18 protein-coding genes are annotated in these 17357 nt (G+C 36.1%); 5 read left to right on the top strand and 13 right to left on the bottom strand.

What is annotated here, in order from left to right:
- Nucleotides 1–44: 44 nt before the first annotated feature.
- A complete protein-coding gene (locus ACY9Z2_RS15915) occupies nt 45–1532 on the bottom strand; it encodes an NAD(P)H-hydrate dehydratase (protein ID WP_463610647.1) in 1488 nt (495 codons plus the stop codon).
- A gap of 174 nt (nt 1533–1706) precedes the next feature.
- Nucleotides 1707–2063, bottom strand: a complete 357-nt coding sequence (gene acpS / locus ACY9Z2_RS15910; RefSeq protein WP_463610646.1) for a holo-ACP synthase — start codon at nt 2061–2063, stop codon at nt 1707–1709.
- A gap of 138 nt (nt 2064–2201) precedes the next feature.
- On the opposite strand from acpS, the gene ACY9Z2_RS15905 reads away from it, so the two are divergent.
- Together ACY9Z2_RS15905 and ACY9Z2_RS15900 are read left to right on the top strand one after the other, a co-directional pair.
- On the top strand, nt 2202–2963 hold the full coding sequence (locus ACY9Z2_RS15905) for a rhomboid family intramembrane serine protease (protein WP_463610645.1): 762 nt from the start codon (nt 2202–2204) through the stop codon (nt 2961–2963).
- 192 nt (nt 2964–3155) lie between these two features.
- Nucleotides 3156–3314, top strand: coding sequence for a hypothetical protein (locus ACY9Z2_RS15900; RefSeq protein ID WP_463610644.1), 159 nt, complete (start codon nt 3156–3158; stop codon nt 3312–3314).
- Between the two features lie 298 nt (nt 3315–3612).
- On the opposite strand, the gene ACY9Z2_RS15895 is transcribed toward ACY9Z2_RS15900, so the two are convergent.
- From ACY9Z2_RS15895 to cshA, 3 genes are all read right to left on the bottom strand, one after another.
- Complete coding sequence (locus tag ACY9Z2_RS15895; RefSeq protein ID WP_463610643.1) at nt 3613–5046, bottom strand: PH domain-containing protein; 1434 nt, start codon at nt 5044–5046, stop codon at nt 3613–3615.
- Entirely contained in the window at nt 5039–5518 is a 480-nt protein-coding gene (locus ACY9Z2_RS15890) for a PH domain-containing protein (RefSeq protein ID WP_463610642.1), read from the bottom strand. Before ACY9Z2_RS15890 ends, ACY9Z2_RS15895 begins: the two co-directional genes overlap by 8 nt.
- A gap of 498 nt (nt 5519–6016) precedes the next feature.
- Nucleotides 6017–7504 carry a degradosome RNA helicase CshA gene (cshA, locus tag ACY9Z2_RS15885; RefSeq protein ID WP_463610641.1) on the bottom strand — a complete coding sequence of 496 codons (1488 nt, stop codon included), beginning with the start codon at nt 7502–7504 and terminating at the stop codon, nt 6017–6019.
- Nucleotides 7505–7759: 255 nt separating this feature from the next.
- Here cshA and ACY9Z2_RS15880 point away from each other — a divergent pair, with 255 nt between their 5' ends.
- The gene (locus ACY9Z2_RS15880; RefSeq protein WP_463610640.1) at nt 7760–8677 is read left to right on the top strand and encodes a DMT family transporter; all 918 of its coding nucleotides are present in this window, start codon (nt 7760–7762) and stop codon (nt 8675–8677) included.
- A 48-nt stretch (nt 8678–8725) separates the two neighbouring features.
- Nucleotides 8726–9577 (top strand): DegV family protein, encoded by an 852-nt coding sequence (locus ACY9Z2_RS15875; protein WP_463610639.1) that lies wholly within the window; start codon nt 8726–8728, stop codon nt 9575–9577.
- A gap of 39 nt (nt 9578–9616) precedes the next feature.
- Here the strand turns inward: ACY9Z2_RS15875 and ACY9Z2_RS15870 are convergent, their stop codons facing one another.
- The 8 genes from ACY9Z2_RS15870 to ACY9Z2_RS15835 form a co-directional block, all read right to left on the bottom strand.
- Nucleotides 9617–10318, bottom strand: coding sequence for an alpha/beta hydrolase (locus tag ACY9Z2_RS15870; protein ID WP_463610638.1), 702 nt, complete (start codon nt 10316–10318; stop codon nt 9617–9619).
- Nucleotides 10319–10530: 212 nt separating this feature from the next.
- Nucleotides 10531–10899 (bottom strand): YppG family protein, encoded by a 369-nt coding sequence (locus ACY9Z2_RS15865; RefSeq protein ID WP_463610637.1) that lies wholly within the window; start codon nt 10897–10899, stop codon nt 10531–10533.
- Nucleotides 10900–10988: 89 nt separating this feature from the next.
- The gene (locus ACY9Z2_RS15860) at nt 10989–11285 is read right to left on the bottom strand and encodes a glutaredoxin family protein (RefSeq protein WP_463610636.1); all 297 of its coding nucleotides are present in this window, start codon (nt 11283–11285) and stop codon (nt 10989–10991) included.
- A gap of 275 nt (nt 11286–11560) precedes the next feature.
- On the bottom strand, nt 11561–12019 hold the full coding sequence (locus ACY9Z2_RS15855) for a MarR family winged helix-turn-helix transcriptional regulator (protein WP_463610635.1): 459 nt from the start codon (nt 12017–12019) through the stop codon (nt 11561–11563).
- 120 nt (nt 12020–12139) lie between these two features.
- On the bottom strand, nt 12140–13531 hold the full coding sequence (locus tag ACY9Z2_RS15850; RefSeq protein ID WP_463610634.1) for a hypothetical protein: 1392 nt from the start codon (nt 13529–13531) through the stop codon (nt 12140–12142).
- Nucleotides 13528–14223: an ABC transporter ATP-binding protein gene (locus tag ACY9Z2_RS15845; protein ID WP_463610633.1), complete on the bottom strand. Its 696-nt coding sequence runs from the start codon at nt 14221–14223 to the stop codon at nt 13528–13530. The genes ACY9Z2_RS15850 and ACY9Z2_RS15845 overlap by 4 nt, the downstream gene beginning before the upstream one ends.
- A 69-nt stretch (nt 14224–14292) precedes the next feature.
- Nucleotides 14293–15147, bottom strand: coding sequence for a DUF1206 domain-containing protein (locus ACY9Z2_RS15840; protein ID WP_463610632.1), 855 nt, complete (start codon nt 15145–15147; stop codon nt 14293–14295).
- Between the two features lie 16 nt (nt 15148–15163).
- Nucleotides 15164–16066, bottom strand: coding sequence for a diacylglycerol/lipid kinase family protein (locus ACY9Z2_RS15835; protein WP_463610631.1), 903 nt, complete (start codon nt 16064–16066; stop codon nt 15164–15166).
- Between the two features lie 247 nt (nt 16067–16313).
- Here ACY9Z2_RS15835 and phnD point away from each other — a divergent pair, with 247 nt between their 5' ends.
- On the top strand, nt 16314–17243 hold the full coding sequence (gene phnD, locus ACY9Z2_RS15830) for a phosphate/phosphite/phosphonate ABC transporter substrate-binding protein (protein ID WP_463610630.1): 930 nt from the start codon (nt 16314–16316) through the stop codon (nt 17241–17243).
- Nucleotides 17244–17357 lie beyond the last annotated feature (114 nt).

Here is a 17357-nt window from a genome sequence, read left to right as displayed (position 1 = left end):
CGATTCCAAGGACAAAAGGAATGTTGTCACCGCTGAAACTTAGATCATGTACGTAAAACAAGTGGAAGACCATTGATTATATCTGTAGCCAAAAGATCATAATACGTGTGTCCCTTGTCAATCAGGGCATCAGCTGCCTTACCATGTACATAACAGGCATTACATAATGCTTCCTCAATACTTTGCTTCTGCATTACCATTGAAAGAATAATTCCTGATAATACGTCACCACTTCCACCCTTAGCTAGACCTGGATTACCGGTATGATTCACAGTTTGTTTTCCTTCTGGTGTTGTTATTATGGTAAATTTCCCCTTCAATATAACGTAAACACCATATGCTTGGCTTAGTTTTTTTGCGTAATCAAACGGCGCATGTACAATTTCTTCTATTGTACTATCCATTAACATAGCCATTTCTCCGGGATGTGGTGTCAGGATTGTAGTAGCAGACCGATTTCTTAATAAGTTCATGTTTTGTTTTACATGGAATAGCCCGTCTGCATCTATTATTATTGGACAAGAAGCATTTTTTACAATATTTGTAACAACCTTATATGCTTCTTGTCCCCGCCCAAGTCCCATCCCAACCACAATGGCATCGTACTTATCCAATGATAGGTTGCCCCTAGTAAGGGTTGAAAAAGTTGCTTCTAAACAAGCGGAAGCAATAGATTGGATGACACGTTCTTGGGTGGCGATTGTAAGTAATCCTGCTCCTGCTTTAAGAGCAGCTTTGGCAGACATCGTAATTGATCCTGGCATTTCTTCACTACCACCTACTGCTAAACCCTTCCCATGTGTCCCTTTATGGGAAAATGGGTTACGTTCTGGTAGACTCTTTATAAAATTTTCTTCTTCCCACGTATCCTTCATTGATACATTCGAAAAAACATGCGATGGAATGCCAATCGAAATCGTTTCCCATGCTCCATAATAAGGGGCGGTATGTTGCAAAAATACACTTACTTTTGGTGCTTCGATAATAAATGTATAATCAGCCTTGATAGCATGAAATTTGGCTACTCCCTCATCACTAGGCAAACCAGTCGGAATATCAATTGAGATAATCTTTTTCTTTGTCTGATTTACAAGCGTGACGATGGAATCAATCGGGGCTCGGAGTGTTCCATTCATTCCAATCCCTAGCATAGCATCAACAACTACATCCACTTTTTGTAAGTAGTCTTCTACATCCAAAGCTGTTAGCGCAATTTTTACCGAACCACCACAATTCACGAATAGCTCTTTGTGATAGCGTACATCCCCTTTAATTTTTTCATCTGGAACGATTTGTATGACATGTACGTTATAATCTTGAATTAATAAAGTTCTGGCAATTACATACCCATCGCCCCCATTGTTTCCTGATCCGACCAGGATACAAATTTGGTCATGTTTAGAAAGGACCGATTTCATTTTCTCGCTTGCAGCTCTACCAGCATTCTCCATCAATAGTCTTCCGTTGTACCCAATTGAATCGATGGTATAACTGTCTACATCGTACATTTCTTCCGCGGTGACGATAAACATTACCATTTCCTCCTACCCGCATTAGAATATATGAGACAAACTCTCGGAATATGTTAGAAAACTTGTCTCCTCGAAAAGCTTTTCTAGTATAAGCAGTCATTTCATGTACATCTTTATTACATGGACCTATTTCTATTCGTAAGATTTATAAATCGTAAAGCTAGATAAAAGCAACTATCCTTCTATTATTACTTGTGCCACTGCATATTCCTTACTATGGCTAATTGATAGAAAAATTCGTTCTTTTTCATATCCGTTGGCACTCATTAACGGGGCTCCATGCTGATTCGATACTATTTCAATATCTTGAAAACTTAACTTCCCAATTCCTTCTCTGGTTGCTTTCGCAAAAGCTTCTTTTGCGGCAAATCTACCTGCTAAAAATTCTACCCGCCTAGTTTCATTCGTTAAACTTTCATATCTTACTTGTTCTTTATTAGTCAGAACTCTTCTCGCTAGACGATCGTTTTTCTCTATACTATCTTTAATTCGATTTAATTCAATAATATCAATTCCAATACCCTTAATCATTTGGAAAAATCCTTCCCTTTATATCAAACTAGTTGATTTTCAATTGTTTTTGATGGTCATACTATGAATGAAGCGTTATTATACTAATAATACCCGAAATTGTTCATATTCAAAAATTCATTCGGGCGGGGGATTCCAATGTTTATCCGATCTGAAAAAAGTATAAAAGAGTTTATCCAGTTTTATCCTGTAGTTTCAACAATTGTAATTATCCATCTCTTCCTGTTATTAATCGTCAATATACTAGGATTGCCGTTCGGTGTACAACTTTATCAATGGGGGGCAGGCAGCAACATGCTTGTTCACGATGGAGAGTACTGGCGACTACTTACATCAATTTTTTTCCATGCTGGCTTTAGTCACGCATTATTCAACTCACTTTCTTTAGTATTGTTTGGTCCTGCGTTAGAACAAATGCTAGGAAAATTTAAGTTTATTAGTGCTTACTTATTTATGGGAATTGCAGGAAATATAGGTACGTATCTAGTTGAAGCGTCAACTTTTTATACATATGTTGGAGCTTCCGGGGCTATCTATGGATTATTTGGAATTTATATTTTTATGATTGTGTTTCGTAAGCATTTAATTGATAGCCAAAATGCACGTATTGTCGTAATCATTCTTGTAATAGGGTTAGTTATGACATTTATTCGTCCAGGAATAAATGTTTCTGCACATATATTTGGTTTTCTTGGAGGACTCGCTCTCGGGCCAATTGTTTTAGCCAATGCAAAACCATTTTCCCAATGGAGAAATCAAAGTAAAAGCAGAAATGGCTCTGCACAATTTGATCCAAATCGTTGGGAAAAGAAAAGAAGGAACAAAAAAATATTCAAGTATGTTTTATGGACGTTTTTAGGAGTACTAATACTTCTAGGAATTATAGGTAGATTTTTATAACTAAGATTAGGGAGATAAGGGGTAACCCGTATCTCTTTTTTGCGTCGTAGTGGTAATCCTTTATTTCCCTAGGTCTTTTGGTCGATATATCCTGATTAACGTTTCAATTTAGAAACATAAAGGGTAACTATATAATAGGATTTATTTCCCATCATACATTTATACGATTTCAACTTAAAGGGGATTACTTACATGGAAAAAAATAACCGAATGGAGCTAGATCAGTTAAGCGAAAACGAGGTAAAAGTAAAAAAAATGGGGAAAATGAATGTTACTGATTTTTTATTCATGCTTGCTGGTGTAGCAATAATCGCAGGTGTTACCATATTACTTGCTTGGATATTGTTATAAGTAAAAAGAGGCTAAGACAAATTTAATTTTATTAAAGAGAATCCGAACAATAATATAAAATGGTGTAAAAAAACCGCTCCGGAAATATACTTCGCTTTCCGCGGGTGGCTGGTGAGCCTCCTCGTGCTTCGCACTCCGGGGTCTCACCGATGCCATTCCTCCCACAGGAGTCTACGTATATTTCCGGAGCTAATTTAGATCATTGTTCGTTATTACAATTGGTAGGAGTAGTTATGTCCCAACCTCTTTTTCCATTAATAAACTTATCTATTTTAAGACCATTGAAAAGCTCAACCACTTAATCTCGATAAGAGTACCAATCGGCCACCTTCATGACATCGTCTTCTGACAGTTCCTTTATCTTGTAATGTTTTCCTGCTCCAAACGACGAGACGATTGACGTTTTCATCGTTGCTAAAGAAGATTTTTGTTGAAAATAATGTTGTTTTCTTTCAAATGATTGTATTCGTCTATGGAATAAAATGATAGTTTTTCTATTTAATACGCGATAACGAAGTGTAAGTTGTTCCTGTTCGATTCGATATCCTGCATCTTTATATTGCAATAAACCCAAATACAGAAAAAGAATAAGTAGTACAGTTGGAACCCAGCTATACTGTGGTAGGAAGATTGCCATAGCGATAATAGCAGCGATTATTAAAATACCGGAACGTATGAAATAATACAATTTCGCTTGTGATGGCAAACCTTTTAGATTATCCCGGTCCGAAACGTATGCTGGTAAAAACTTTTTAAGAAAATCATCGACTTCTGTTCGCTTCATCACCGGAAAAAGCACTGTAGAGAAATCCTCACCCTTATCCATTGATCCGCCTGCAACTTCAGCGAATACGGATACATAGCCAAATGGCTGACGAAGGATACTTTCATCAATTCCAATTGCTTGAATTCTTCGCATCGGTATCGTTGTTTGTTTCTTTTCCAATAAACCACGCGTGATAAATAGCTCATCATCATCATTTTTGGTGATTGTAAAATTACCATATTTAATCATTGTACCTGCTATGCCTATCAGCCAAAGGATAAGTAATGACAAAAGCACTAGTACCGCAATGACGATAATGCTAAACCCAATAATGGTTTGAAAGGTATTCTTATAATACTCATCTGGAATAAATTGCTCTAATTCCGAAAACATTGCCGAGAGAATAACGAAAATAATTCCGACACTACCAGAGGTCGTACCAGCAAAGAATAAACGTTTTGTGGTTATTTTCTCGGAAGGTTGATTGATCTTGGGTTCATTTAATGGATCTTCTTGCTCAATAGCCACTCTGTTAACCGTTTTTAATTCGGTTCGAAGGGCTTCTCCGACTGGTAGTTTTACTGCCTTTAATGACGCTTCTGATCCAATCCCACTACCAGCTGTTTCAATATTGACCTTAACTAGCTTGAAGATTCGATGCGCAACACTTTGAGTTAAATCGATTGATTGGATTCTATTCTTTGAAATGTAGCGTTTTTTACGGACAAAAATTCCATACTCAATCCTTAACTCATCATCCTCCACACGATATGTATAGTTGTACCAAGAAATAATACTAAAAATGACAGCTACGAGAACGATAACGCTCGTAATAATTACAAAATAAATCATTCCTTCATCCATAAAAATGAAAAATCCTGCACCAATTGAGAATATTAATTCCTTAAATGCTTTTAGCAGTGTAAAAAAGATTGCAGCTGGATGTAATCGTTGCTTCTCAGACATCATCTTCATCCACCCGTGCTAATGCTGAAATCCTATCCCTTAAGCTAGATGCATCCTCTTCTAATAGCGCAGGAATTTCATGGGTAGTTGCTGCCGTTGAAATGGTAACACTAGCTAGCTGATATTTTTTTAATATAGGACCTTGTTTTGTATCAACATGCTGTACACGAATCATCGGCACAAGTGTCCGTGATACGATAAAAATACCATGTTGGATGTAAATTTCTTGTTCAAAAATTTCATATCGCCATCGTTTCCATCTTACTTTAGGTAATAAAAATACAAATAAATAATGTAAAATACCACTTATTACAATTCCAACTGCGGAATACCACAGTGGGAATTCAACTATGATGGATACTACTATTCCCGCAATTACAATTAACCAAAGTATAGACATGGAAATTATTGCAGAAATCTTCCACGCTTTAATTGCATCCTTTGCAATAGTATGTATCGGTGGTTTTCGCATTCTATTCCCTCCTTCATTCTCTATACGATTCTACATTGAAAAAAGTGTCACATTTGCTGTATTCATTTTATAAAAACTCGGCATTCGCCTCGCTTTATAGCGAGTGCCGAAGTTTTTTTTATAAGGTCTACCAAAATTTATACTTTATGACGTTATAAAAAATCCATTTAAAATTACTTAATTTACTTTCCCGACTAATCTAAAAAGAAATGTCCAGAGTGCGTATTCCAAATTACTGGACACACGATTCGCTATATGAACAAGAAATGCTGTTTTGACTCTGGGATCGGACATCAGATATCTTATTTAACAAAAAACGTTGCCATACAGCCCTACTATCATCAAATAACGGCTCTCCTGTCCGCAACAACCCATTTTTGCTGCTTTTTTCACTAAATAGCGCCTTCTCTGTCCGCTAAAAATTTTGCGTATAAAGGTAGACAATATTTTAGCCCATCAAAAAAGCTCCTTTTGACGAAGGAGCTTTTGGAGTCTTATTTATTTATCACGGTTTCTTCGTTGGAAGTTCCCTTTGCGATTGCGACCACCTTGGTTACGTCCGCCTTGATTGCGTCCACCCTGGTTATTTCTTCCACCTTGGCTACGCTGACCATAATTACGTTTATTACGACGGTTATTGTTTTTACTTTGCTGTGCTTTTTTCACACTAATCGGTTGCACAGAAGAAATTCGCACTGGTGTATCTCTTCGCTCTTTCGTTAACATTTTTAGAGCAGCAGCTATTATTGAAATAGAGTCATGATCTTGTAATAATTCATTAGCAGACTCATGATACGATTTTAAATCTGTCTTTTCAATTGTTTTTAACAATTTATCAACAGCTACTTGTTGCTGTCCGCGTTGTGCATCCTGATTCGTTGGAGGCATGAGACGTTTCATTTTGCTCTTCGTCACTTTTTCAATCAAATGTAAGTGTGCCATTTCTCTTGGTGTAATAAAGGAAATTGCTTCACCTGTTCGCCCTGCACGACCAGTACGTCCAATTCGGTGTACATAGCTTTCTGGATCCTGTGGAATATCAAAGTTATATACATGTGATACGCCAGAGATATCAAGTCCACGCGCAGCTACATCCGTTGCTACAAGAACTTCAATACGTCCGTTTTTAAATTTATTTAATACAGACATTCGTTTACCTTGTGTTAAATCACCATGTATTCCTTCTGCGCGGAATCCTCTTGCTTGTAAGCCTTCAGCGATTTCATCTACACGTTTTTTTGTACGACTAAAAACAATCGCCAAGCTTGGCGCATGAATGTCGATGTGATTCGTTAACGTATCAAACTTCAGCCGTTCCGGAACCTCTACAAAATACTGATCGATATTTTCAACCGTCATTTCCTTTGCCTTTACCTTAATTGATTCTGGAGTTTTCATTAATGTATTGGCAATTTCGCGAATTTCCTTTGGCATTGTTGCTGAAAACAATAACGTTTGGCGCTCTTCCGGTATTCCCTTTAAAATGTCGCGAATATCATCAATGAATCCCATATTCAACATTTCGTCCGCTTCATCCAATACTGCGGTTTGAACGTTATTAATTTTAATTGTTTTTCTACGCATATGGTCTAATAAACGTCCAGGAGTTGCTACAACAATATGCGGACCGTCCTTAAGTGCACGGATTTGTCGATCCATATGTTGACCACCATATACTGGTAGTGTACGAATCCCTTTAAATTTTCCTAATCGATTTATTTCCTCAGCTACTTGTATTGCAAGTTCTCTAGTTGGCGCTACAACTAGCCCTTGAATTGTTCTCGCTGATTTATCAATCTTTTCAATCATCGGAATTCCAAATGCTGCAGTTTTACCCGTACCAGTTTGTGCTTGTCCGATTACATCTTTTCCCTGCATTGCAAGTGGAATTGTTTCTGCTTGAATTGGCGTTGCCTCTTCAAATCCCATTTTTTCTAAAGCTTTCATTATGGGACTTGATATACCTAAGTCTTTAAATGTTGTCACCTAAAAGTCTACTCCTTTTTTTCTAATAAATTTATTCGCTTTTATTCGCACAAAAAAGGCATCCCCCATCATGGAAAGAGGCCTCATTTTTTCACACGTGCATGAAATAATAGTTCCTATATCATAACACACATACCATAAAGTTATCCACTACAAGTTAAACAGATCCATGAAAACCTTATGATACGTTAAATGATTTTTTGCCTCTAGCATGATAAACTAGATGAAATTAATTACTAAGTGAGGAGGGCTTTTATGCGTATGCCTCCGTTCAATCCGTACTTCGCGGTGGTAATTGGCGTTTTCGCTGTATCAACTTCTGCAGTACTGGTTAAATTGGCAAGTGGAGCACCAGCATCCATCATAGCGAATTATCGATTATTATTCGCTGTCATTATTATGTCACCTATTATCTTAATATATTACCGTAAAGAATTTAGACGTATTTCTAAAAGAGATTGGATTTTAGCCATTTTTGCCGGTATTTTCTTGGCGTTTCATTTCATTTTGTGGTTTGAATCATTAAATTATACCTCTGTGGCAAGCTCTGTTGTACTGGTAACCTTACAACCGATTTTTGCCTTTTTAGGTACTTATTTATTTTTCCAAGAACGGTTTACTGCTGGAGCCATTATCAGCATGATTATCGCCCTACTCGGAAGCTTAATTATTAGTTGGGGTGATTTCCAAATTAGTGGTATGGCATTAGTTGGAGATATACTAGCAGTACTTGGTGCCATCATGGTTACCGCGTATTTTTTAATCGGACAAACTATTCGAAGACGATTATCATTAATGACATACACCTTTGTTGTATATGGAATTAGTTCCATAACATTAATTATTTACAATGTAATTCTCGGGTACAATTTTGTTGGTTATCCAGCTAATTATTGGTGGGTATTTCTCGGTTTAGCTGTCATCCCAACCTTCTTTGGCCATAGTATGTTCAATTGGGCACTAAAATGGTTAAGTACGTCAACTATTTCGATGGCGATTGTATTTGAACCAATCGGAGCTACCCTTTTGGCATATCTCATATTAAATGAAACCGTTACATGGTCACAATTGCTTGGAGGCACAATTGTTATTTTCGGTCTATTTTTATTTATCATGAGTACCACAAAAAAAAGAAAGGTTACATTATCCCATAAAAATAAAGATATTACCTAGTTCATCTAACTGGTATAATAGAGACAATTCAGAAAAGAAGGTGATGGCATGCAAATCCAATTGATGACAGATGGCGGGGCAGATCTTCCTACGCAATTAACCGATTCATTAGATATTAGTGTAGTACCCCTTTATTTGCATTTCAGAGATGAGCAATATATTAGTGGTGTTACATTAGATATAAAAGGATTTTATGAAAAGATTAAGGAATTTGATGAACTACCTCGTTCATCTGCGCCTAGCCCAAATGATTTTTATAACGCATATAAAAAAGTAGATCCTAGCACACCAATTATAAACCTCAGTTTGACAAAGGGGCTAAGTACTACTTACGAAAATGCTGTACTCGCAAAAGAAATGCTACTTGAAGAAGAGCCTAATCGAAAAATAGCTGTAATTAACACAAAGACCGCATCCTGTGGCATAGCACTTTTTTTACATGAAGCTGCTAGCAAACTGGATTCAGGGTATTCCTTTGAACAGACAGTTACACACTTACAGGAAAAAGTTAACGAAAATGAAACGTTGATTGCCTTAAAAACACTAGATAATTTAATTAAAGGTGGAAGACTTGATAAAGTTCGTGGGGCCATTGCTAAAACACTTAACATCAAGCTCTTAATGCGAAATAGTGAAGAAGGAACAATTGAGGTATCCGAAAAAGTACGTGGTGATAAAAAAACCATTCGACGGTTTATTGAACAAATCGGTGAGTATACGAAGAATTTTGAGGATAAAATAATTGTAATGTCACACTCAAATGCTGAAAACCGCGCAAAAAGCGTTTTGGATGATATTATGAAAAAATATCCATTTAAAAAATCATACTTAATGGAGATGGGGCCATTAATTTCAACCTATGCAGGCGAAGGCGGATTAGTCATTTCTTTTTATAAATAACGAATATAAAGGAGTTTGCATATGGTGCAACACTCCTTTTTAAGGATGAGCTATTTGTTTGGATAGAAAGTTATATACCATCTGATTTAAGGTATCCTTATCTTCTCCTAGACAAATAAGGTGTCTCGAGCGTTCAAAAAAGACTACTTCTTTTTCCTCTGAATTGATTTCTTTGTCTAGATAATACGCTGTTTTATACGGTACCATTCCATCCTTTTGTCCTTGTGCAATTAAAACGGTGGAGTCAATTTCTTTCAAATATGGTTTAGTGAACTTAACAAGCTTTAAAAACTCTAGATTTGCTTTAAACGGTACCGCGCCTAGCTTCTTTTTGTAATGAATGTACAATTTATTCTTTTTAATGTTGCCTCTCAGGCCATCACCGAATACTTGTCGAATATCAAAAAATATTTGTTTTAATGATAGGTACTTCCTAGCAGAGGCTAATAAAACAAGTTTATCTACCTTATATTTTGCAGCAAGATAGGATGCAATCATGCCACCCATTGAAAAGCCAATTAAGTATACTTCGTCGTATTTTTGCAATAACTGCTTTAACGAATTCTCTGCAGCAGTAATCCACTTTTTGTGTGACACATTTTCAAGTGAGAGTTTCCTGCCATGACCAGGAAGTGTTGGAACTTCTATGTGCCATGTAGTCTCTTCTTTTAAAAAATTCGAAAGTGGTTCAATCTCATAAGGTCCTCCAGTAAATCCATGGATAAGTAAGCAGGCAATCATACATTTCCTCCTCTCGTCTATACTTATTAATTACCCGATTTTTGTACAAGCTATTACAGATGAAATGGAATTTCTGTTCCCAACAATGGCTTTTATTTGCAATTTAGCATTACGTATCTTTTTGTTAGCGAAAAGTGTTTAATTAAAGTGGAAAAAAGCCGATGATTCATTCAACATCCGCTTTTCCATGTCTAGCTTTGAGTTGTAATTTTTTATTTGAAATTTTTCATAATGGACCCAAATTGCTTTACCATTGGTGATACTTGCTGAAACGTATTTGCTATTTGCCCAACAGTTGAGAACATTTTATCAAAATCCATTTGCCCATCTTTATCCTGAAAGTAATTCAAAAAACCATTTGAAACCTGTTGTTCGTTTGGTCCATAGTGGAATGTATTCGGTGGTGAGAATGTATGCCAATTAGCTGGTTGTTTCGGTTTCGCATAATACTGAAATGCTGTAGGCTTATAAGGTGGTCTGGGCGTCGGTTGATGTGGATGGTCCCAATAGGGTGACTGCTGGGAAAAATAAGGATTGCCGTTAAAAGATCGTTGATGATAATTTGGACGACGTTGAAACATTTTACACACCTCTTTTACATACTCATGCTACTAACTAGAATATGCAACCCTAAGAAAAGTTGTGCCAAGGTGTGTACAGAGTTAACCTATTACCTGTTGTTCGTTTCATACCCCTCATAAAAGTCCCGAAAGTACGATACATTACTGTTTCCTATACCCAATTCATATTTTAATTTATTTTCTTGTAAACCTAATATCGGCTGATCATCAATAAAAGTTGCAGGGGTTCCATAGATTCCTTTATTCTGTAATTCCTTTAAGTTACCCATGTTATTTGTAATATTCTTTTCTGTATATTTTATGCCCCATGAACTCAATTTTTCTCGTAATTTCTCGCACTCTGAACAATTTTTGCTAGTATAAATTGTTACAGTATGTTGGTTCATCGGTGTTCCCTCCCAATAATATTCGTATAAAATTTATTCCCTATATACATGATGTTAAACGCAATTATTATAAAAACATTACAGAAATATTACTAATGCGTTGCATATCGCTATAAGACAGCTTATTTTTAACTCGACAATCGCCTCCTCCTTAATAGCGAATGCTGTAGTTTTTCTTATAAGGTCTACCATAATTTATACTGACGTTATTAAAAATATCTCCTATCAAAGGAGAAAAAGAAAACACATCTCGCAACAAGACGTGTTAATAAGCGTTATTTTTTTATTGTTTTACCAAGCTTCTTTAGAAGAGTAGTTGCTTGGGTTTTTTCGTCGTCATTTAAACCTTTCAGTATATCTTCAATCTTTCTCCAATGGTCCGGAAATATCGCATCCATTAAAGCTATACCTTTTTCTGAAATGTATGCAAAGGTGACGCGCCCATCACGCGGAGAAGTTTGGCGATAAAGGTAGCCTTTTTTTTCTAGTTTGTTAATGACATATGTAATACTTCCACTTGTAAGTAAGATTTTTTCTCCTATTTTTTGCAAGGATTGTTCCCCGCGATGATAAAGCACTTCTAAAACTGCAAAGTCTGTTAAGGTTAGCCCATTGGATCGCATGTCGTTAGCAACTTCATCCATCATTGCTCGATAGGTCTTGGACAAAACTACGAATAGCTTTAACGACGGATCCTCTTTTTTAAGAGAAAAAGTACTATTTTCCTTATTCATTTAACTCCCCCCATTTGGGCTATTTATAAGTCTTATTTTTGGTTGGTACTACCATCCCTGAAATACACTGGCGACGTGCTTTATTTAATTTTAAATATTGCTGCATTAATGCTGTCGCTATCAGCTTTTTTGCTCGATAGTGCGAGATAACAGTAATATCCCACTTACAATAATGAAGCTTAGTGATATAAATGGATATAACCCGCTTACTGCAATAAGGATTAGAAACAACCAACCAAGTAAACTGTTGGGGTCAAAGTAACCTGTTTGCTTAGATAAGACTGCTATCGCTTTGTTAATTTTTATCCGATACATAAATAAAAATGTGCTTGTGTAGAAGAGAAGTTGTACAATTGACCAAATGGTTCCATGTATTACTGTAAAAATAACAATTGGAATTATAATGGACACACTACCATATGCTATCCATTTTAAAAACGACTGTTGATAACGTTTTAGATCCCATGGTAAGACCTCTACAATGTCGGTTTGGAAACGATCGCAAAAGAACGACGCTGCAATCGATGTGTAAACATAAATCGCAATTGCCACCCCGATATGAAATGCCAAATGAGAGGCGAACAACAATACGAGAAGCAATATAAATAAAGCACCGATTACTTGAAGAATAAGGTCCATATTTTTTCTAAAGTAAATTCTCCATAAGCGATGTTGAATGTATTTTGATTGGTATAGGAAAGGTTTCTTTTGACCCGTTGAGTTGTGAAATAATCCATGCTTTTTTTGACGCTTAAATTTTGAGTTTGTTGCCTTTCCAATTAACCACATGTTCCATATTTTGAAATCACTTACTTCTGTTACTTTCCCCCAATGCACGGATTGAAAAACGAAACGATATAATGAAAAATTTACTATTAGTATACTGATCGTCAACATTAAACTTACTATTAAGGGGTTTGTTAAAAGTGCAATAATTAGTAGTACTATACTAACACAAGTCCAGCCTAGCTTTTTCAAAATTCCCCCTTGAAAAAGCAACCATTGTGGTACAGTCATCAATAAATCCATGATGAAAAACATTAACATATAAGCAATTACAACGCGACTAGCTATTGGAGTTATAGCAATTAGTAGTAGTCCTATTATTATGTAAGAAACCAGCCGTTTTGCCCACTTTTCTGCTACACTAAGTAACCAAACCTTTTCTCTAGCAAATGGTAAACTTCCAAGCTGATATTCTGAACTTGAAAAAATGATTCCTGGATTGGTAAAAGAACGAGTAATATATCGTAAGGGAACAATACAAACGAACAACCAATAACGGTTGATGGCTTGATTTTCTGCAAATTCAAAGTAATGTTGATACCTTTCCATTACGTCACCCATAATGAAAAGACTTGCTATTACGTATCCACCTACCAGCAAGAGATAAATTGCCGTTGTTAAATCAACCATGAGTCGAATAGCCATTTTGTAGAACGCCATTTTTTTACGGAATCGGTTTCGTCTGATGAATACGAAAGGTCGAATAATTGACGTATACTTACTCATTCTTCAGATCTCCTCTGAATGGTTTCAAAGTCATTAATCGAACCTTCATCTAGCACCTTTCCATGCTGTAGCATGATATACTTGTCAGCAATATGTTTGATCCGTTCAAGTTGGTGTGTCGTTATGAATATACTCGTACCTTGTTTAACCTTTTTCTTCATTACCTCTTCAAAGTAATCAACTGCATAAATATCCAATCCCATATAAGGTTCGTCAATCAAGATAATCGGTGTATCTGGAAGTAACGCACATATGGTTTGCACCTTTTGCCTCATCCCTTTAGATAATGATTCGGGATATTCATTGAGTTTATCTTGCAGTTCAAAATTTCGCACATAGTTTTCTGTTCGCTTTAACAATTCTGCCTCTTCTAAACCATAGCTCATTCCATATAACTGAAAATGCTGCATAACCGTTAATTCTGTAAGTAATAACGGTTCCTCTGGAAGATAAGAAATTGCTTGTTTACACATCAAAAAATCTTCATCAAAATCGTGTTTTCCATTTATCACTATCTTACCTGAGGATTTTTTCATCATACCAAGAATTGTTTTCATTAATGTAGATTTACCTGCTCCATTGTGCCCTACTAACGCTGTAATGGTACCACTTTCGAGCGTAAATGAGATGTTCTCAAGGAGCTTTTTATGGCCTATTTCTACATTTACATTGTTTGCTTCCAACGTTTTCATTCATATCACCCGTATACTAGATTACTATACTTACGAGTAAATGCTGGTAAAAGTTTCAAAATAGTTGTCTTATTTCACCTTGATATTTCTGTTTATTCCTTCTAGAACCTCGAATATTCCATAGAAAAATAACCCAAGTGAAATGACTCCAAGAAATAGTTGACCATAGTGTTCTTGAGCAATTTGTGCTAATGCTCCGTCGATCCCGGTTGCCTGGCTTTTCTCAGAAGTCCAGCCTGAATGCACGAGAAATGCTCCCAACACGCCAAATATAATTCCTCGGGCAATGAAACCAACTCTACCAATTTGCTTGATAAGCAACCATACTCTTGGTTTGATGTGAGTCGTTTTTAACTTTCTCGTATATGTTCCTGTAACTCCAATTATTACTTGAATAATTGCAAATACTAAGATGCCAACTCCCGTTGCTCCAACAACCAACCGTCCAATAGTAGTATCCAAAATCTTCCCCATCCAAAACTGTGTGGAATGCCCTGAATCACCAGAATGAATAGCAATATAGGAAAATTTAATTCCTAAGCCAACATAAAACGACGCAGCAAAAAAATAACCTAGACGAATAAAAAATCCTTTTAAAACCGATCCATTGTGATCTGGTTCAATAATAACTTGTGTGATTAACCACGTTAAATAGCCTGTTAAGCCTAAAATTAGCAACCATAAAATAATTTCGCCAAACGGCTTACTAGCAATCGAAGCAATTGCCCCCTGTTGTCCATTTTTCTTACCAATTCCGACTGCTGTCATCATGGAAAGAAGACCGATTAATATGTACACGGAGCCTTTAGCAGAAAAGCCAATTCTCGAATACCATCTAATCCATGGTTTAACATTATTGTCGGCGTCTTTTCTTTTTATAAAACGCTTTATTTTAACTACTACACTACTTACCAAATCACTCATCCCTCTTCCGACAATACTAAATAATTTCAGTCCCTTTCACCATTCGCAACTGTTTAGGTAAAATTGTTATGGTTGTTGGTGTATGTCCCCCGACTTCTCCGTCCATGTCGATCTCCTTTGGTTCATCCGTTTCAATTTCAATTGTTTCTGCCTGAAAATGAATAACTTCTGAGAGTTGGTCCGTGTCAGTAGTTGGTTTGTTCATGGATAAAAATTCGCGAAATGAAGCGAGATTTGATGATTTGACAATTAAGACATCCATTTTCCCATCACTTGGATCTGCAGTTGTAATCGGCAATTCTTTTGTTCCCATAAATCTACCGTTTAGCACAAGAATAAGTACAGCTTCACCTTTATATAAATCATTTTCGGTTTTAATATGGTATGTAAACGTCTCGGCTTGGTTAACCGTACGTAACGTACTCATATAGTAACTAAGAACACCGAAGCTCTTTTTCTGATCTGGGTCAACATTTAATGAAGCTTCTGATACAAAACCAATTCCCCAGAAGTTTAAAAAGTAGTGATTATCTGCTTTCCCAAGGTCAATTTCCACAATCTCTCCTTGAGCAATTCCTTCAGCAGCAAGCTCTAGGTTTTGGGATGTACCTAACATTCGACTAAAATCGTTACACGTCCCACCTGGTAAAATGCCGATAATAGGTCTTTTCTCGAGCGTCGCGATGCTGTTGACACATTCATGAATGGTTCCGTCTCCGCCCAAAATGACAATGATATCAACTGAGTCAGCATATTCTACACATGTATTTTTTGCCTCCTCAATTGTTTCTGTTTGAATAATAGATAATTTTTTAATGGATTTGGTAACTGTTGGTAATGCTTGCGCAAGCTTCTGCTCCAAGTCATCGCTTCCAGCATTACTATTATATAAAAATAGACCACTTGCATACTGAACCATATTATTTCCTCCTCTTTCTACTACATTAACTATTCCTTTTATTTTACTCAAAAAAACCTATTTAAACGTATAACACGGCACTAATATTACATACTTATTATCGATTATGTTATACAATTTGTGACAAAAAAATATTTTTATCGTTAATTTGATGTAAATTTAAAAAAATTAGCTAGCATTTTTGGTTGAAATGTTATTTAATAATAAAGAAGGAATTATAATTTTCTAATTACACAGGAGGGTCAAGATGAAGAAAATTTATAGTTTGTTGCTTGTATTATGTTTAGCTTTCGTACTTGCGGCATGTGGTAGCTCTGAAGAAGGAGATGCTAAGAGTGGCGACAGCAAAGAAGGTAGCGTTAAGCCTGATACACTAGTTATCGGATTTGTACCATCTCAGGATTCCGATACAATTGCTGATACAGTAAAGCCATTAGCAGATCGTCTATCAGAAGAGCTTGGTATTGAAGTTAAAGGACAAGTAATGACTAGCTATAATGCACTTGTAGAGGGTATGGGAGCTAACCAAGTTCATGTTGGATTTATCCCAGCATTTGGTTATGTTCTTGCAAATGAACAATACGGTGCAGAAGTAATTTTAAAGTCAATCCGCTATGGATCAGGAACATATAAAGCACAATACTTAGTTCGTACTGATTCTGGTATCGATACGCTAGAAGATTTAGAAGGCAAAATTTGGGCATATGCAGACAAAGGATCCACTTCTGGATATCTTTTCCCTGCAAATCAAATGATGCAAAAGTTTGGTTATGATAGCGCACCACAGCTTGAAACTGAATTCTTCTCAAACACTATTCAAGCAGGCGGTCATGACACTGCAGCACTAGCAGTACTAGAAGGCGATGCAGATGTTGCAACTACTTTTGATGATGTTCGTACAGAATTAGAGAAAGAACATCCAAACATTATGAAAGAATTAAAAGTAATTGAATATACACAAGATATTCCAAATGACACAATTTCTGTTACAAAAGAACTTGACGACGAACTTGTTCAAAAAATTAAAGAGATCTTCCTTTCATTTAATGAAGACGAAGAAATGATTAAAATTATGAACGAAGTATATAACTGGGATGCAATCGATGAAGCTACTGCCGAAGAATATAAAGTAGTTAAAGATACGTATAAGAAATTTAAAGATAACATTGAATTGTAATAACTAGTTCGATTAATATTCACATTTACAGAAGGGGGAGGTGTATATCTCTCCCTTTTTTTCACTATAAGGATATCAGTATAAGGGCAACTAAAGGCTTTTGCTATTAAATCC

The sequence above is a fragment of the Virgibacillus sp. GM2-2 genome, assembly GCF_055329585.1.
Note: the sequence above shows the minus strand (reverse complement) of the source record. Positions and strands in the feature narration are given on the sequence as shown.

Coding starts and splice junctions, on each gene's coding strand:
- ACY9Z2_RS15895 (WP_463610643.1), bottom strand. CDS start 5,046: ATGTCTGAGAAGCAACGATTACATCCAGCTGCAATCTTTTTTACACTG.
- phnD (WP_463610630.1), top strand. CDS start 16,314: ATGAAGAAAATTTATAGTTTGTTGCTTGTATTATGTTTAGCTTTCGTA.
- ACY9Z2_RS15900 (WP_463610644.1), top strand. CDS start 3,156: ATGGAAAAAAATAACCGAATGGAGCTAGATCAGTTAAGCGAAAACGAG.
- ACY9Z2_RS15890 (WP_463610642.1), bottom strand. CDS start 5,518: ATGCGAAAACCACCGATACATACTATTGCAAAGGATGCAATTAAAGCG.
- ACY9Z2_RS15875 (WP_463610639.1), top strand. CDS start 8,726: ATGCAAATCCAATTGATGACAGATGGCGGGGCAGATCTTCCTACGCAA.
- ACY9Z2_RS15865 (WP_463610637.1), bottom strand. CDS start 10,899: ATGTTTCAACGTCGTCCAAATTATCATCAACGATCTTTTAACGGCAAT.
- acpS (WP_463610646.1), bottom strand. CDS start 2,063: ATGATTAAGGGTATTGGAATTGATATTATTGAATTAAATCGAATTAAA.
- ACY9Z2_RS15870 (WP_463610638.1), bottom strand. CDS start 10,318: ATGATTGCCTGCTTACTTATCCATGGATTTACTGGAGGACCTTATGAG.
- ACY9Z2_RS15860 (WP_463610636.1), bottom strand. CDS start 11,285: ATGAACCAACATACTGTAACAATTTATACTAGCAAAAATTGTTCAGAG.
- ACY9Z2_RS15880 (WP_463610640.1), top strand. CDS start 7,760: ATGCGTATGCCTCCGTTCAATCCGTACTTCGCGGTGGTAATTGGCGTT.
- ACY9Z2_RS15855 (WP_463610635.1), bottom strand. CDS start 12,019: ATGAATAAGGAAAATAGTACTTTTTCTCTTAAAAAAGAGGATCCGTCG.
- ACY9Z2_RS15850 (WP_463610634.1), bottom strand. CDS start 13,531: ATGAGTAAGTATACGTCAATTATTCGACCTTTCGTATTCATCAGACGA.
- ACY9Z2_RS15905 (WP_463610645.1), top strand. CDS start 2,202: ATGTTTATCCGATCTGAAAAAAGTATAAAAGAGTTTATCCAGTTTTAT.
- ACY9Z2_RS15835 (WP_463610631.1), bottom strand. CDS start 16,066: ATGGTTCAGTATGCAAGTGGTCTATTTTTATATAATAGTAATGCTGGA.
- ACY9Z2_RS15840 (WP_463610632.1), bottom strand. CDS start 15,147: ATGAGTGATTTGGTAAGTAGTGTAGTAGTTAAAATAAAGCGTTTTATA.
- ACY9Z2_RS15915 (WP_463610647.1), bottom strand. CDS start 1,532: ATGTTTATCGTCACCGCGGAAGAAATGTACGATGTAGACAGTTATACC.
- ACY9Z2_RS15845 (WP_463610633.1), bottom strand. CDS start 14,223: ATGAAAACGTTGGAAGCAAACAATGTAAATGTAGAAATAGGCCATAAA.